The sequence below is a fragment of the Thomasclavelia sp. genome (assembly GCF_017889095.1).
Classification (GTDB): Bacteria; Bacillota_I; Bacilli_A; order Erysipelotrichales; family Coprobacillaceae; genus Thomasclavelia.
On the sequence record NZ_JAGHEW010000124.1, the window covers coordinates 34,528 to 48,665 of the forward strand.

Annotated in this window: 19 protein-coding genes; 11 read left to right on the plus strand and 8 right to left on the minus strand. The window is 29.0% G+C overall.

Annotated features, from left to right (window positions below):
- Positions 1 to 111 precede the first annotated feature (111 nt).
- Together J7M77_RS05635 and J7M77_RS05640 are read left to right on the plus strand one after the other, a co-directional pair.
- Complete coding sequence (locus J7M77_RS05635) at positions 112 to 1,368, plus strand: DNA repair protein (RefSeq protein WP_296876858.1); 1,257 nt, start codon at positions 112 to 114, stop codon at positions 1,366 to 1,368.
- Entirely contained in the window at positions 1,358 to 1,669 is a 312-nt protein-coding gene (locus tag J7M77_RS05640; RefSeq protein ID WP_296876859.1) for a hypothetical protein, read from the plus strand. Before J7M77_RS05635 ends, J7M77_RS05640 begins: the two co-directional genes overlap by 11 nt.
- Positions 1,670 to 1,680: 11 nt before the next feature.
- On the opposite strand, the gene J7M77_RS05645 is transcribed toward J7M77_RS05640, so the two are convergent.
- The 6 genes from J7M77_RS05645 to J7M77_RS05670 are packed head-to-tail and all read right to left on the minus strand — an operon-like array spanning position 1,681 to position 5,527.
- A complete protein-coding gene (locus J7M77_RS05645) occupies positions 1,681 to 2,370 on the minus strand; it encodes an HAD family phosphatase (protein ID WP_296876860.1) in 690 nt (229 codons plus the stop codon).
- Entirely contained in the window at positions 2,367 to 3,041 is a 675-nt protein-coding gene (locus tag J7M77_RS05650) for a hypothetical protein (protein WP_296876861.1), read from the minus strand. The genes J7M77_RS05645 and J7M77_RS05650 overlap by 4 nt, the downstream gene beginning before the upstream one ends.
- 2 nt (positions 3,042 to 3,043) lie before the next feature.
- Complete coding sequence (locus tag J7M77_RS05655; protein ID WP_296876862.1) at positions 3,044 to 3,865, minus strand: PTS system mannose/fructose/sorbose family transporter subunit IID; 822 nt, start codon at positions 3,863 to 3,865, stop codon at positions 3,044 to 3,046.
- A 1-nt stretch (position 3,866) separates the two neighbouring features.
- Positions 3,867 to 4,607 (minus strand): PTS sugar transporter subunit IIC, encoded by a 741-nt coding sequence (locus J7M77_RS05660; protein ID WP_296876863.1) that lies wholly within the window; start codon positions 4,605 to 4,607, stop codon positions 3,867 to 3,869.
- Between the two features lies 1 nt (position 4,608).
- Entirely contained in the window at positions 4,609 to 5,124 is a 516-nt protein-coding gene (locus J7M77_RS05665; RefSeq protein ID WP_296876864.1) for a PTS sugar transporter subunit IIB, read from the minus strand.
- Complete coding sequence (locus tag J7M77_RS05670; RefSeq protein ID WP_296876865.1) at positions 5,117 to 5,527, minus strand: hypothetical protein; 411 nt, start codon at positions 5,525 to 5,527, stop codon at positions 5,117 to 5,119. The genes J7M77_RS05665 and J7M77_RS05670 overlap by 8 nt, the downstream gene beginning before the upstream one ends.
- Positions 5,528 to 5,738: 211 nt before the next feature.
- On the opposite strand from J7M77_RS05670, the gene J7M77_RS05675 reads away from it, so the two are divergent.
- Entirely contained in the window at positions 5,739 to 6,845 is a 1,107-nt protein-coding gene (locus J7M77_RS05675; RefSeq protein ID WP_296876866.1) for an SIS domain-containing protein, read from the plus strand.
- Between the two features lie 52 nt (positions 6,846 to 6,897).
- Positions 6,898 to 7,644 carry a GntR family transcriptional regulator gene (locus J7M77_RS05680; protein WP_296876867.1) on the plus strand — a complete coding sequence of 249 codons (747 nt, stop codon included), beginning with the start codon at positions 6,898 to 6,900 and terminating at the stop codon, positions 7,642 to 7,644.
- Between the two features lie 79 nt (positions 7,645 to 7,723).
- Here J7M77_RS05680 and J7M77_RS05685 read toward each other — a convergent pair whose 3' ends face one another.
- Positions 7,724 to 8,569, minus strand: coding sequence for an undecaprenyl-diphosphate phosphatase (locus tag J7M77_RS05685; protein ID WP_296876868.1), 846 nt, complete (start codon positions 8,567 to 8,569; stop codon positions 7,724 to 7,726).
- A gap of 97 nt (positions 8,570 to 8,666) precedes the next feature.
- On the opposite strand from J7M77_RS05685, the gene J7M77_RS05690 reads away from it, so the two are divergent.
- The 5 genes from J7M77_RS05690 (at position 8,667) to spx (ending at position 11,657) form a co-directional block, all read left to right on the plus strand.
- Entirely contained in the window at positions 8,667 to 9,245 is a 579-nt protein-coding gene (locus J7M77_RS05690; protein ID WP_296876869.1) for a hypothetical protein, read from the plus strand.
- Between the two features lie 65 nt (positions 9,246 to 9,310).
- Complete coding sequence (locus J7M77_RS05695; protein ID WP_296876870.1) at positions 9,311 to 10,009, plus strand: ABC transporter ATP-binding protein; 699 nt, start codon at positions 9,311 to 9,313, stop codon at positions 10,007 to 10,009.
- The gene (locus J7M77_RS05700) at positions 10,003 to 10,710 is read left to right on the plus strand and encodes a hypothetical protein (protein WP_296876871.1); all 708 of its coding nucleotides are present in this window, start codon (positions 10,003 to 10,005) and stop codon (positions 10,708 to 10,710) included. Before J7M77_RS05695 ends, J7M77_RS05700 begins: the two co-directional genes overlap by 7 nt.
- Before the next feature lies 1 nt (position 10,711).
- Positions 10,712 to 11,068 carry a GntR family transcriptional regulator gene (locus J7M77_RS05705; protein WP_296876872.1) on the plus strand — a complete coding sequence of 119 codons (357 nt, stop codon included), beginning with the start codon at positions 10,712 to 10,714 and terminating at the stop codon, positions 11,066 to 11,068.
- Positions 11,069 to 11,204: 136 nt separating this feature from the next.
- The gene (gene spx, locus J7M77_RS05710) at positions 11,205 to 11,657 is read left to right on the plus strand and encodes a transcriptional regulator Spx (RefSeq protein ID WP_296876873.1); all 453 of its coding nucleotides are present in this window, start codon (positions 11,205 to 11,207) and stop codon (positions 11,655 to 11,657) included.
- A gap of 19 nt (positions 11,658 to 11,676) precedes the next feature.
- Here the strand turns inward: spx and J7M77_RS05715 are convergent, their stop codons facing one another.
- The gene (locus tag J7M77_RS05715) at positions 11,677 to 12,240 is read right to left on the minus strand and encodes a CYTH domain-containing protein (RefSeq protein WP_296876874.1); all 564 of its coding nucleotides are present in this window, start codon (positions 12,238 to 12,240) and stop codon (positions 11,677 to 11,679) included.
- Positions 12,241 to 12,293: 53 nt separating this feature from the next.
- On the opposite strand from J7M77_RS05715, the gene J7M77_RS05720 reads away from it, so the two are divergent.
- Both J7M77_RS05720 and J7M77_RS05725 read left to right on the plus strand, forming a co-directional pair.
- A complete protein-coding gene (locus J7M77_RS05720) occupies positions 12,294 to 13,076 on the plus strand; it encodes an NAD kinase (protein WP_296876875.1) in 783 nt (260 codons plus the stop codon).
- Positions 13,073 to 13,882 carry an RluA family pseudouridine synthase gene (locus tag J7M77_RS05725; protein ID WP_296876876.1) on the plus strand — a complete coding sequence of 270 codons (810 nt, stop codon included), beginning with the start codon at positions 13,073 to 13,075 and terminating at the stop codon, positions 13,880 to 13,882. The genes J7M77_RS05720 and J7M77_RS05725 overlap by 4 nt, the downstream gene beginning before the upstream one ends.
- Positions 13,883 to 14,138: the final 256 nt, after the last annotated feature.

A 14,138-nucleotide genomic window follows, 5' to 3' on the forward strand; every position in this document is an offset into this window, starting at 1 on the left:
ACGAAATATAAAGTTAAAATAAAGGATTATAACTTAAAAAGTTATACAAACATGCATGATTTAATTGAATATGCACATTTTAAAGCATATAATGGCATTGAGGTGATCGAAATGAATCGAGTTTATTTATGTATTGATCTAAAAACTTTTTTCGCTTCTGTAGAGTGTGCTGAAAATAACTGGGATCCCTTTAAAGTCGACATGGTTGTTGCTGATAAAGATCGTGGTAAAGGGGCTTTGTGTTTAGCGATATCACCGAAAATGAAAGCCCGGGGAATCAAGAATCGTTGTCGCTTATTTGAAATTCCACCGGGAATTGATTATCGAATCGTAAAACCAAGAATGTCTTTATATATGGAATATGCAGCCAGGATCTATGAAATCTATTTAAAATATGTTAGTGCTAATGATATTCATGTTTATTCAATTGACGAAGCTTTTTTAGATATTACTAGTTATTTTAAACTATACCAAAAAACACCATATCAGCTTGCCAAGATGATCATTGATGATGTTTTAAAAACTACTGGTATTACTGCTACAGTAGGCATTGGAACTAATTTGTATTTAAGTAAAGTGGCTTTAGATATCAGTGCTAAACATAATCATAATAATATTGGGATTTTAAATGAACAAATTTATAAAGAAACACTATGGCATCATCGTCCAATTACTGATTTTTGGCAAGTTGGTAAAGGAATCGCTAAACGGTTAGCTAAATATCAAATTTATGATATGGCGGGAATAGTAAATTGTGATGAAAAGATAATTTTAAAAGAGTTTGGCATAAATGGTCAATATTTAATCGATCATGCCTATGGTAAAGAACCAGTTACGATTGCGGACATAAAAAAATATATTCCTAAATGTAATTCGCTTTCTCATTCACAAATTTTATTTGAAGATTATAATTATCAGCAAGCTTTATTAGTAATGAAAGAAATGGTGGAATTAAAAGTATTGGATTTAGTGGAAAGACATTTAGTAACTAGTCATATTGCTTTATATGTAGGATATAGTAATCATGCCATCAAAGCTACTGGCGGTTCTTTAAAAATTGGGGTTTGTTGTAATTCTTATCAAATTTTATTAACTGAATTTATAAATTTATATCAAAAAACGACCAATCCTAATTATCCAATCCGTCAAATTGGAATCAGTTTTGGTGATGTTATTGATGAAAGCTATGAATATTATAATTTATTTATCGATTATAAACAGATAGAAAAAGAACGGCAAATTCAAAATGCATTAATTGAAATTAAAGATCGTTATGGTAAAAATGCCATCTTTAAAGGGATGAATTTACTTGATAAAGCAACAACTTTAAAACGAAATAAACTAATTGGTGGTCATAATGCTATCTAATCATGCTTCTAGAGCTAAACAGTTTTTATCTTTTGATTCTTTAAAAGGGTTTAAAGAATTAATTGAAGCAAAACAAAAAGTTGTTGAAGAAGTTGTTTTGTTGAGTGAAGATGACTTAGCTACTTTAAATTGGCAAATTAAAACCGTTAAACCAGGAATGATGTTAAAAGTAATCTATTATGATCATGATCAATATTTAATGTTAGAGGGGATGGTTAGTAAGATTGATTTTAATCAAAAAAAATTAGTGATTGTTGATCAAGAAATTAAATTTGAACAGATCAAGAAAATAGATGATTAATAAAATAGATGTCAAAAGAGGATTATATTCCAATCCTCTTGTTGACTATTTAAATATATTATTATATCAAAAAGTTCATTTAAATTATTAATAAAGAAATCAGCGTTGCTTTGATCTAAGTTAAATAAATTATCTTTTCTAGCAACTACTTTAATATTAGCATTTTTTCCAGCTTGTATGCCGATTGGTGAATCTTCGATAACCAAACAATTATTATTTTTGTATCCAAAATATTTCTTACAGTATTGATAAATATCTGGTGCAGGTTTGCTGCTGGCAAAATCATCACAACTTAAAATAAGGTCGAAAAAGGAAACTAATTTATTACTATTTAAAACTTCATATATGTATTTGTAATTACTACTTGAAGCAACAGCAAGCTTTATCTTTTTTTCTTTTAGTTTTTTTAATACAATAGCTGTTTCTTCGAATGCTAGTGTACTATAATCTACTAGCTTTAATTTTTCTTGATGAGCTTTTTTAAATTTCATTTTAAATTCTTCTTTGGTATCCTTTAGCTTTATCCCATCAAGAATTTTATCCCAAGGATCTAAAGATTTATGGGAACCAATTAAATAATTAAGGCGCTCTGGAGGAATAGGGGAATTAGTTTCTTCTAGATATTCTTTAAATAATTGTTGATGCATTTTTTCACTATTAATTAATACACCATCTAAATCAAAAAATATTGCTTGGATCATAATAAATACCAGTCTCCTTTTAAAATATTATTTATTTTATTTATTGAAAGTTCATCATGAGTATTGTTTTTAGCAATGATTAAACAATCAGTAGCTTTTTTAATATTTTTTTGATAAGAATACAATTTTGCTAAACGATAATTATAGACTGATAAAAGCTCTTGATTAGAGATAGAGGAAATAAGTTTCTCTATCTCTAAAATTCTGGTAATATTTTTATTAAAATAAATATCATCAATCATATCACAATCATAAATGAAATATTTTATGGCTAAATCATTTTGGTTATCATAATTTTTATGAATTTCCTTTAATAGGTTTTTAGCATCTTGTTGATATCCATAATCTACAAAGTATGAATATAGTAATTTATAATAGGCTAACTGGTCATTTTTATTAAATTTAATCCGATCTTTTTTTGTATGGATATCAATTATCTTTTGATGATTATCTTCCTTAAGATAAAATTTTAATTTTAAGATTATGTATGTTGCCTTTGAAATGAGCATCTTATATTTTGGATTATTTAAAGTGGCTAAAAAATTTTTTTCATCATGATCATTGGAGGCAATATTTAACAAATTGAACATTTCGATTAATAATTTTTTGCGATAGCAACTACCTAAAATCAAACTGCTTAAAACTAATATAACTATTATTATAACTTCCATTTTTATTTCATTGGAAAAAAGCCTATAGCAGTTAAAAGAATTCCTAATATTAAAAGAATAAATAACAGTTTATTTACACTAGTTCCCTTTTGAATGTAACGATATACTATAATAGAAAGAACTAATGGTAATAAATTAGGCATAATACTATCTAAAACATCTGCTAGTATAAAAGATCCGCCTTCCAAGTTTAACTCTAAAGCAACAGGGACAATTACAATGCTTGGAATTAGACCACCTATAACTACTAATCCTAGAATTTTTGCAGCCTCAGTTATTTTATCTAGTGTACCATCAGCTTGAATTTTGGCTAAAAAGTCACGGCCACCACGATATCCTATTTTAAAACCATAAATTCTAGTTAGAGTAGAAGGAAGTAAATTTAAGATCAAGTAAAGAATAACACCTAAAATATTTCCTTTTGCAGCTAGTGGTGCTCCAATACCACAAGCAATTACTCTAAAAGTTCCCCAAAAGAAACTATCACCAATTCCTGCTAAAGGACCCATTAAAGCAATTTTTACTGAGTTAATAGATTGTGGGTCAAAACTTCCTTTTGGAGCATTTGCATATTCTTCTTCCATTGCACAGGTAATTCCTAAGCAAAATGGAACAAAAGCACAGGTTGTATTGAACATTGCATTATGCCGGTTTAAGGCTTCTTGTAATTTTTCTTTATCCGGATATAATTTTTCTAATGCAGGTAATAAAGCTCGCATGTAAGAAATTCCTTGTTGTTTATCGTAAGTATAACAGCCTAGAGCTTGATATGAACGATAAAAAACTTTTTTTAATTCTTTTTTTGTAAGTCTAATTTCTGACATTTTAATCATCCTCCACTTCATTTGGTTTGAACTGGTAATAAATATAAGCACAAACAAGACCGGTTAAGGCTACAGCCATTGTACTTAATCCAAAATACGTAGGTAAAAGGAAGCCTAGTAATAAAAAGCCAGCATATTTCCAATCAAAAGTGAACTTCATTAAAATACCAATACCAATTGCTGGTAATAGTTGACTGGCATTACTTAGACCATATCTAATTACATCTGGGATTGAATCTATTACAGCTTGAATGGCAACTGATCCAGCTAAAAATCCTAATGCAATAACAACAAAATATACAATAAAATAAATAATGCCACCACCTATACCAGTCCACCATATCATTTTTGTATTACAGGTTTCGACAGCTTTATTAGTCATTGATGATAAAATTGCTGAATTGGCAGTAGAAATAAATGTATTTAATACACTAGCTAACAACGCAACCGGAATAGCTAAAGCTACACCTTCTTCAACAGTTAGATTACTAGTTATTACAAGTGCTGATGCTAATACACTGCCACTAACTACCTCGGTTGGTGCAGCTCCGATTTGAACTACACCAGCCCATACTAATTCTAAAGTACCGCCAATAATTATGCCTTGTTCAAGATTACCAAGAACAAGTCCAACAAGTGTACAAAGCCAAATTGGACGAGCAATCATTTGTTGTCCGAACCAGGATTGTTCAATTCGTCCATATCCAGCAACGAGTCCAACTAAAATCGCTTCTAGTATCATGTTAATTTTCCTCCTCATTTATAAATTTTTTTGAAAACTCTTTAAAAGAAACTGGAGGGACTTGCGGAGTTATTTGAGCAAAAACATCAACACCTTTATCATGCATTCGCTTAAGACTGGCAAATTGTTCTTTTGAAGCATATACACCACTACTTATTTCAATTTTTCCTGTCATAGTACGCCCATTTGCACCATCCACTTCTGGACCAATATTAACTTTTTTAATTTCTGGACAATGATTTACCATATATTCAGCATCAAAAATAGTTCCAACAGTCATGAAGATTTTCTTTTTCTGAAATTTAGGCTCATTGATTCGTTTAATGGCATTGTCTAAAGTTAAAATATACATATCAACATTAGCAGGTTTAGCTAGTTTTAAAGTCATTTTATGAAAATTGTCATTTGCAGCACTATCATTAGCAACCATCAAAACATTTGGTTTGAGCTCACCAACCCAAGTAACAGCAACCATCCCATGAACTAGACGACCATCTACTCTTAATAAACTAATCATTTTCATTACATCCTTTCTTAATATCAGCAGTTATTAAATTATTCATATAACAGCATTGTTGTTTTGATGCATCAATTATTTGTAGTAATTCTTGACTTGACAGATCTTCAGCTTTGAAAACACACTCTAAGATCATTTGTAGGTTCATACCTGTTATAAGATGAAATTTAAAATCTTTTAAACATTTAAAAAAATATTGGTTTACTGAACCTCCTAATAAATCAGTAAAAACGATGCAGTTTTTTTGTAAATTATCTCTTAAAATTTTTCGTATTTTATTTTCAAAATTAGATTCATCAACAGTTTGTTCTATTATTATGATATTTTTTGCACCAAAATATTCTAGTGTATTTTTCATACCTGAAGCAAGTTTACCGTGAGATGAAATAATTATTTGGTTCATAAACTCTATGTGTTCCTCCTTTCAATATTATAGAACTATCAGACTATAATCATAATAGCATAAATATATATTTAAGTAAATAATAATTGTATATTTAATGAGAAATAGAATATTTTATACATAATAAATATATATTTATATTGAAAAAATAGAAAATTATGATATATTTAATGTAGAACTATCAGATAAATATACTATGAGGAGAATATTTATGGAAAAAGATAAATTATCAATGATTGGACATATTAAAGATACTTCGCGCGTTTTAAAAAAGGCATATGAAACAAGAAATCTATATATGAAAGATTTTGTAGATGCCTTTGTAAATAATAATTTTAAGAAAGTTTATTTTTTAGGTTCGGGAACTTCCCATCATGTAGCTTTAGTTATCAAAAACATATTTGTAGACCTTTTAAATATAGAAGGATGTGCAATTCCACCAACATTATTTACTTATCACGAAAAGATCAATCCAGCACAAGTTTTTGAACCACAAGAAATATGTGTCATTGGATTTTCACAACATGGTGATAGTATTTCAACATGCGATGCTTTAAAGAAAGCATATGATGATGGATATTTTACAATCGCTGTTACAGAACAGTTAGATAGTGTATTACAACAATATGGTAAAGCATATTGTCATTTGGTTTGTGAAGAGGAAGAAATAGGACCTGAGACAAGAGGCTATACAGAAACTATTTTTCAATTTTATTTGCAAGCAATTGAAATAGCAAAACAAAAAAATATCATTGGAAAAGATGATTTTGAAAATCTTGATTTTGTGGCAAAAGAGTTAAGTAATAGTTTGGATTTAGTTGTAAAAGAATCTATTGATTGGTATAATCGTAATAGAAATGAGTTTTTGCAAATGACTAAATCGTCGATTGCTGGATATGGCTATAATTACCCAACGGCATTAGAAGGGCGTCTTAAATTTTTTGAAACTTATGGCAGACCATGTACAGCGTATGAAATGGAAGAACAAATGCATGGACCAATGCGTGCTTATGACCAGAATAATTATATCTTTTTAATTGCTTCACAAGGTGAAGCTGAGAAAAAAAGATTAAATGAACTTTTAGGATATTATAAAGATGTATTTACTAAGCATGTTTTTGTAATAACGAGTGAAAGTGATCAAGAAGTTAGTGATCGAGATTTAAAGCTAAGCATTACTACATCTGATATTCTTTCCCCAATTATTTATATTATACCATTTCAAGTGTTATCAGCTTTGATATGTGAAGATACTGGTATTGATACTAAGGTTAGTCCAATTAAAAAGCGTTATGTTTCTTCGCATTATTTAAAATAATTAATAAGGCAAACCAATTGGTTTGCCTTATAAATAGGTGGGTGGTGAAATTTTGAAAAAAATTGCTAAATATATGGAAATTTTTAATTATTTTAAAGACAAGATAGAAAATGGAGAGTTAGTGGTAAATACTTTATTACCTTCAGAGGATGAAATAATCGAACAATTTTCAGTAAGTCATATGACTATATCTAGAAGTATGAATGAATTAGCTGCGCATGGATATATTAAAAGAATAAAAGGAAAAGGGACTTATGTTGATGATGGTTATAAGACTAAAATTGAAAAAGATATAGTAGAATTTGAAAGTATTACAGAGATGATTAGTAATGCTGGTTTAACGCCATCATGTGAATTGATTAAATATTTAATCATTAAAGGAAAAGATATTCCTGATGTTGCTAGAAAATTAGAAATTGATGAAAATGATTTTGTTCACTTTTTTGTACGTGCCAGGTATGGGAATGATTCATTAATTTGCCTTTCGTATACATATATCTCACAAGAAATTTTACCAACGATTAATATTAAAAAATTGGAAGGCTCTTTTAATGAATACGTAGATGAATTAAAAATTGAGCGTTCATATGGATATATGGAATTAGGAGCAGCTTTACCAGATAAAGAACAAAGTAAGATCATTGGATCATCACATGTACCATTATTAAAACAAACCATTATGTGGTATGCTGGGGTACAACCGTTTGAGTTGACCACACACTACTTTATTGCAAATAAATTTTCAATTAGGCAAGAGCGGGTAGCTACAAGTAATAAGCTATTTTGTCATGAAAGATAATTATATAAAAAAGGAGACTTTATATTAAGATTAAAGTCTCCAATTTTTATTTGTTTATGTACGAATAAAATTAAAATTCCTATAAAAATAAAATACTAATAACCCCAACAATTAAACAATATAAAGAAAAAACATTCAATTTTTTCTTATCTAACAGTTTAAATAATAATTGTAAGGCAGCATAAGTGACTACTCCGCTGACGATAAAAGCAACTAAATATGGTAGCCATAGAGTAGCTAAAGTAGTTGAATTGATAAAATCAGGCAATTTTAAAATAATTGCGCCCACACTTACCGGCATAAACATGAAAAAAGAAAAATCCCGAGCTGCCTTTTGTGACAATCCGCCTAACATCCCACCAGTTAAAGTTGAACCACTACGAGAAATCCCTGGCATTAATGCTAATAATTGGAAAAATCCCATCCGCAAGGCATCAAAAAGATTTAATTTTCGTGCTTTGCGTTTTCCCCGATAACCAAATTTATGTACTAACAATAAAAAGTTAGCAGTTACTAAAAGCATACAGCCAACTAATTTAGGATTAGAAAAAGCTGCTTCAATTTTATCATTGAGTAAGTATCCGCCAATGGCTGCAGGAATAGTAGCAACTATTAATAAAATACAATATCTAAACTCGCATTCATAATATTTACGTTTTCTTGTATCGCCACTAATATAACTAAAAAAGGCAATGAATAATCCAATTATTTGCTGGCGATAATAATACATGATTGCAAGCAGGGAACCAGTATTGACGATAACTTCAAAAGTTATGTCATTCATTTGTGGGACCATTAATCCTAGTTTTTCAAAAATACTTTGGAAAATAACTAGATGACCACTACTTGAAATGGGAATTGGTTCACTAAATCCCTGAATAGCACCAAGGATACTATAAACAATGATGTTTTTGATTAATTCCATTTTTTCACCTCAGGCACCATTATAGCCTAATTGAAAATAAAAAGATACAAAAAACATGATTTAATAAAAATAACATATATTTATATGGGAGGAATGTATGAAAGATGTTATTGTAAACTGGGTCAAAGAAGATGAAGAGTTATTAGAACCCTATGAATGGGATGAAGATGATGATCTTGAGATTATTTCGCGCTTAGAAGCTTATCGGGTTGATCAAAAAACTCTTCATGATTTTATTTATGGCTGTATTAATTTATTTGATCAAGAATATTTTAATCGTATTTTTATTGTTGGCGATGGTAAATATAGTGTGGTTGTTGAAATCAATCCTAATGGAAAATTAGCTTATCGTTCTTTGATGACAATGAAACAGCGTCAGGAAATTAATATTTATTTAAATAAGCAAACCTTTACTGTTTTTAATTATCATATGTATGATGAAGGTTTGCTTAAAGAATATGGATTAACAAGACAGGAAAGAATTAAAAAACAGTATGTTGAACACATGGTCGATAAATTATATTTAGAAGATTATAATCGTTTTTTAAAAGTATGTAAGCAATTAGAAATTCATGGTGATAAAAGTATTGATAAATATTTGCATTTAAAGAAGAAATTAGAAGTTGGTTATTCGTTTATTCATGAGCTTTTATATAACCAGTTTGTAAAAAAATAGAATTGTTGACAAAAATAAATAACTGTGATACTGTATTAGTGTATTAATACAGTAGGAGGTATAATATGAATAATTTATTAGAAATAAGAGGTGTAACTAAAAAATATGGATCCTTTAAAGCTTTAGATAATGTTTCATTAAACTTATCAGCTGGTAAGATCGTTGGATTATTAGGACCTAATGGTTCTGGAAAAACAACATTAATTAAAATAATCAATGGTTTGTTAAAAGATTTTTGGGGTGAAATTTTAGTTGCTGGTAATCCTATAGGGGTTGAATCACGTAAAGTTATTTCATACTTACCAGATGAAAACTATTTCCAGGACTGGATGTATGTTAAAGATGTTTTAAATATTTTTAATGATTTATATCAAGATTTTGATCAGGAAAATTGTTTAACATTGATGAAAAGATTTGATTTAAATCCAAATATGAAAATTAAATCAATGTCTAAAGGGATGAAAGAAAAATTTCAGTTATGTTTAGTAATGTCAAGAAAAGCGAAAATTTATATTTTGGATGAACCGATTGCTGGTGTTGATCCCGCTGCCAGGGAAGTTATTTTAGATGTTATTTTAAATAATTATCAAAAAGATGCTTTAGTGCTAATTTCAACTCATTTAATTAGTGATCTGGAAACTATTTTTGATGAAGTAGTTTTCTTAAAAGAAGGGAAAGTAGTCTTACATCAAGAAACAGAAGAATTAAGATTACAACGAAAACAATCAATCGATGAGGCATTTAGGGAGGTATTTAAATGTTAAAACTATTAAAATATGAAATTATTGAATCATATCGGCAGTATTTATTAACTTTTTTAGTCTTTTTATTATTGTGTGTTGTTACTCCTTTAATGCCCATTACAACAATTACGGGTATTTTAAGCGTTTTAACTTCCGTTTGTTTTTTTGGAATTATTATTGCGATGTTTTTAAATGTGATCATCAGCTTTAATCGTTCAATGTATAAACGACCTGGTTATTTAACTTTGACGCTGCCAGTAAGCAGTGAAAAGTTAATTGGTGCTAAATTAATTGGCAGCTTAATCTGGATCAGTGCCAGTATGCTTGTGCTGTTAGTTGGGATTACGATTCTTTTATTTACAACTGGTGAAGTTAGGATGGCAAATTTTTTTGAAGCACTAATAATAGTTGTAAAAAGGACATTTAGTAACTTTGACGTTTTTTTGATCTATTTAGTTGATTATCTTGCTTTTATGTCAGCAATTATTTTATCATTTTATTTAGTGATTACTTTTACCAAAACAAAATTTATACCTAAATATAAAACATTTGTCGGAATTGCGATATATTTTATTAGCTGGATAGTAATTTTTAGCTTTTTAGAAAGATTGCCTATTGTCTATAGTAATGAAATATCATCTATTTGCTTAGGAGTTTGTTTGTCATTGATCTTTTTTGTAGCAACAGTATATTTGATCAATCATCAAATTGAAGTTGAATAAGATGAAATATGAATTTGACTCTAATTTACCAATCTATCTTCAAGTAATGGAGATAATTAAAAACGAGATCTTTGACCATCATTATAATCCTGGTGATAAAATTGCTTCAGTTAGAGAAATGGCGCTGGCCTATGGTGTGAATCCTAATACGATTCAAAAAGCTCTTAATGAATTAGAACGGACAGGTATTATTTACAGTAAAAGAGCGGTTGGCCGTTATGTAGGTGAAGATATTGAATTAATTGAAAGAATGAAAAAAGAAGTTATTAATGAAAAAATTGCTGCTTTTTTAAATGAAATGCAGGAAATGGGCTATGATAAAAATATGATTATTAAAATGATCGAGGAATTTGAATAGTTACAAATTCCTTGATTTTTTTTATTATTTACTAAAATAGTTGAGTGATTAGACAATCAAACTTGACTTATTCGTTAAAAAAGATAGAAAAAAAATAAATTTTATGTATAATAGTATAGGTAAGGGAGATGATATTATGATTCGTATCTATACTGCACCAAGTTGTGCATCATGTCGAAAGGTTAAGGCATGGCTGAAAGAACATAATATTCCTTATGTGGAAAAAAATATTTTTTCAACCTTGCTTAGAGAAGTTGAATTAAAAGAATTGTTAGAGCGAAGTGAAAATGGTACTGATGATATCATTTCTAAACGAAGTAAAGTTATCAAAGAAAATGATATTGATTTAGATAGTATGTCAATTAATGAATTAATTAAGTTCATTCAAGCTAATCCATCAGTATTAAAAAGACCAATTATGATCGATGAACGTCGTTTTCAGGTTGGTTATAATGCTGAGGAGATTAGAGTTTTCATTCCTCGTGAATTACGGAAATTAGCAGAATGTCCTAATAGTGACCTCTGCCCTCAATTCATAAATAATCCAAATTCGATTAAAGAGGCTTATCACCAAGAAAATAAGCAGTGATAATAAAATTCACTGCTTTTTATTTTGGAATGCTAGTAAGCATACGATTAATTTTACTCATACAATTATGTTCGTATGTTAAATTATATTGACCAATAAAATCAAGAAAAGCTTGTTTACCAGTTTGATAATCATTGACCTCATACTCTAATTCATAATCGTAAAGATGATTATAGGAATTAAAATCAACGCAGATTAATCCTTCATTAGTGACTATTTCATGACGAATAGTAGTTAAATAATAATCAGTGATAAACATCATACTATTTAGATTTAAAGGTTTAAGTTTATCAAAAACTTCATTTTCAACTAACTGATGATTTAAGATTTTATCTTTAGTTTCCTGATCAATCATTAAATTAGTTTCTAAAGTTCCTTGTTTTTGTGGCTGTTTTAAAGTTAATTCAAACTGATTATCTTTATCCCGAATTCTAAGTGAATAACGCAGTTTCGATAAACGAGGATGTAATAAATAATGATTAGTTTGCTGGTAAGTACGATTAGGCGGATATTCATTGATGATTCGATTATAAATATCTTTCGTAATTAGTATTTTAAATTCTATTTCTAAGTTTTCTTCCATAGTATCCTCCATTGTTATATAATATATTATAGACGTTAAGGTTGGTGAAAACAATGTTACAATATGCAATACTTAAAAAACAAGATGAAATTTCAAATCAAATAGCTAATCAGATTAAAGCAGGACTGACATCATTTGCTATCAACAATCAGGAAAATCCGGATTTAGTAATAAGTATTGGCGGTGATGGAACGATGCTAACATCAGTTCATCAGTATTTAAATCAAGATGTTGGCTTCATTGGAGTACATACTGGTACTTTAGGTTTTTATACTGATTATTTAAAAGATGAAATTGATGAATTGATCGAAGCGATTAAAAGTAATCAATACAAAATAAATCATCGTAATTTACTAGAAGTTACTGTTTTTTATCAGGATCAAAAAGAAGTTTATTTAGCCCTTAATGAAATGCGTATTGATTATGGTTTTGTAACCCAGGTGATTGATGTTTATATTGATGATGAATTATTAGAAGTATTTAGAGGTAATGGTTTATGTGTTTCGACACCATCAGGTTCTACTGCTTATAATAAATCAATCGGTGGTGCTGTAATTTATCCGGGTACACCATTAATGCAGTTAAGTGAAGTTGCTCCAATCCAGCACAATGCTTATCGCAGTTTAGGAGCGAGTATGATTTTAGATGCTAGTCGGGTTATCAAACTTGAAAGTAAACATTTTAAACAGCTTAGCATGGGAATTGATAATCTTCATTTTGATTTTACGGATGTAAAAAAAATTGAAATTAAAATAGCTGATCAAACCGTTAAATTTATCGAATATCGTCCGATTTCTTTCATTCAGCGAATTAGAAGGGCGTTTATTTGGCAATGATATTAAAATCAAATCAAGATATTTTGTTGCGTGATTTTTTATTAAACCAGAATATTAGTAAAAAAGCACTTAAACGAATCAAAATGCAAGGAGATATATTAGTTAATGGGATTCATCAGACTGTTAGATATCAATTAAAAGTAGGTGATATCGTGGAACTAGTTTGGCCATTAGAACAAAATCAGTTAACTCCTTATGATTTACCTTTAAAAATCTATTATGAAGATGATTATTATTTAATTGTCGATAAACCGCCAGGATTACCAAGTATTCCAACTAAACGCTACGTAGATAAAACTCTTGCTAATGCATTAACAGCTTATTATTTAAACAATCAGCTTAAAGCAACGATTCATTTAGTTAATCGTTTAGACAAAGATACCCAGGGACTTTTGCTGATTGCTAAAAACAGCTATAGTCACTATTTACTTTCTAAAGATATTAAACAAGTAAAACGTGTTTATCACTGTTTGGTTGATGGTAAATTAAAGGGGTCAGGTACGATCAATCAGCCTATTATTAAAGATAGTAATAGTGTAAAACGTTTGATCTCTCCTGATGGTAAACAGGCAATAACTCATTATCGGACTTTATCTTATAATGAATTTCAAAGTAAACTAGAGTGTATTTTAGAAACAGGACGTACTCATCAAATAAGGGTTCATCTAGCTAGTCTTAATCATCCTTTAACGGGTGATGATTTATATGGTTCTAAACAGCCAGGACCCTACCATTTAGATAGTATTTCGTTATCGTTTATCCATCCTTATACAAACCAATTAATTGAAGTTACCAAGCTAGATTGATAATCTAGTTTTTTTTAAAAAATTTAAAATAAAAAAAGAAAAAACACTAAGTGCGGTTGTATATAGATAGTAGAGGAATAAATTATGTAGTATAATGTCTTTAGATTTAATGCTTTATTCTTCTAATTGAGATAGGAGGATAAAGATGAAAACAGAAATTAAAAATGATTCAATTTTAAAGCATCATCTAAAAAAAGCTGTTAATTTTGTAGATATCTTTAACGCTGCAGCCTTTGACGGTAACAGCATCATTGAT

Excerpts from the sequence above, each read along its gene's own strand:
- J7M77_RS05635 (WP_296876858.1), top strand. The coding sequence starts at position 112 with ATGAATCGAGTTTATTTATGTATTGATCTAAAAACTTTTTTCGCTTCT.
- J7M77_RS05640 (WP_296876859.1), top strand. The coding sequence starts at position 1,358 with ATGCTATCTAATCATGCTTCTAGAGCTAAACAGTTTTTATCTTTTGAT.
- J7M77_RS05645 (WP_296876860.1), bottom strand. The coding sequence starts at position 2,370 with ATGATCCAAGCAATATTTTTTGATTTAGATGGTGTATTAATTAATAGT.
- J7M77_RS05650 (WP_296876861.1), bottom strand. The coding sequence starts at position 3,041 with ATGGAAGTTATAATAATAGTTATATTAGTTTTAAGCAGTTTGATTTTA.
- J7M77_RS05655 (WP_296876862.1), bottom strand. The coding sequence starts at position 3,865 with ATGTCAGAAATTAGACTTACAAAAAAAGAATTAAAAAAAGTTTTTTAT.
- J7M77_RS05660 (WP_296876863.1), bottom strand. The coding sequence starts at position 4,607 with ATGATACTAGAAGCGATTTTAGTTGGACTCGTTGCTGGATATGGACGA.
- J7M77_RS05665 (WP_296876864.1), bottom strand. The coding sequence starts at position 5,124 with ATGATTAGTTTATTAAGAGTAGATGGTCGTCTAGTTCATGGGATGGTT.
- J7M77_RS05670 (WP_296876865.1), bottom strand. The coding sequence starts at position 5,527 with ATGAACCAAATAATTATTTCATCTCACGGTAAACTTGCTTCAGGTATG.
- J7M77_RS05675 (WP_296876866.1), top strand. The coding sequence starts at position 5,739 with ATGGAAAAAGATAAATTATCAATGATTGGACATATTAAAGATACTTCG.
- J7M77_RS05685 (WP_296876868.1), bottom strand. The coding sequence starts at position 8,569 with ATGGAATTAATCAAAAACATCATTGTTTATAGTATCCTTGGTGCTATT.
- J7M77_RS05690 (WP_296876869.1), top strand. The coding sequence starts at position 8,667 with ATGAAAGATGTTATTGTAAACTGGGTCAAAGAAGATGAAGAGTTATTA.
- J7M77_RS05695 (WP_296876870.1), top strand. The coding sequence starts at position 9,311 with ATGAATAATTTATTAGAAATAAGAGGTGTAACTAAAAAATATGGATCC.
- J7M77_RS05700 (WP_296876871.1), top strand. The coding sequence starts at position 10,003 with ATGTTAAAACTATTAAAATATGAAATTATTGAATCATATCGGCAGTAT.
- J7M77_RS05705 (WP_296876872.1), top strand. The coding sequence starts at position 10,712 with ATGAAATATGAATTTGACTCTAATTTACCAATCTATCTTCAAGTAATG.
- spx (WP_296876873.1), top strand. The coding sequence starts at position 11,205 with ATGATTCGTATCTATACTGCACCAAGTTGTGCATCATGTCGAAAGGTT.
- J7M77_RS05715 (WP_296876874.1), bottom strand. The coding sequence starts at position 12,240 with ATGGAAGAAAACTTAGAAATAGAATTTAAAATACTAATTACGAAAGAT.
- J7M77_RS05720 (WP_296876875.1), top strand. The coding sequence starts at position 12,294 with ATGTTACAATATGCAATACTTAAAAAACAAGATGAAATTTCAAATCAA.
- J7M77_RS05725 (WP_296876876.1), top strand. The coding sequence starts at position 13,073 with ATGATATTAAAATCAAATCAAGATATTTTGTTGCGTGATTTTTTATTA.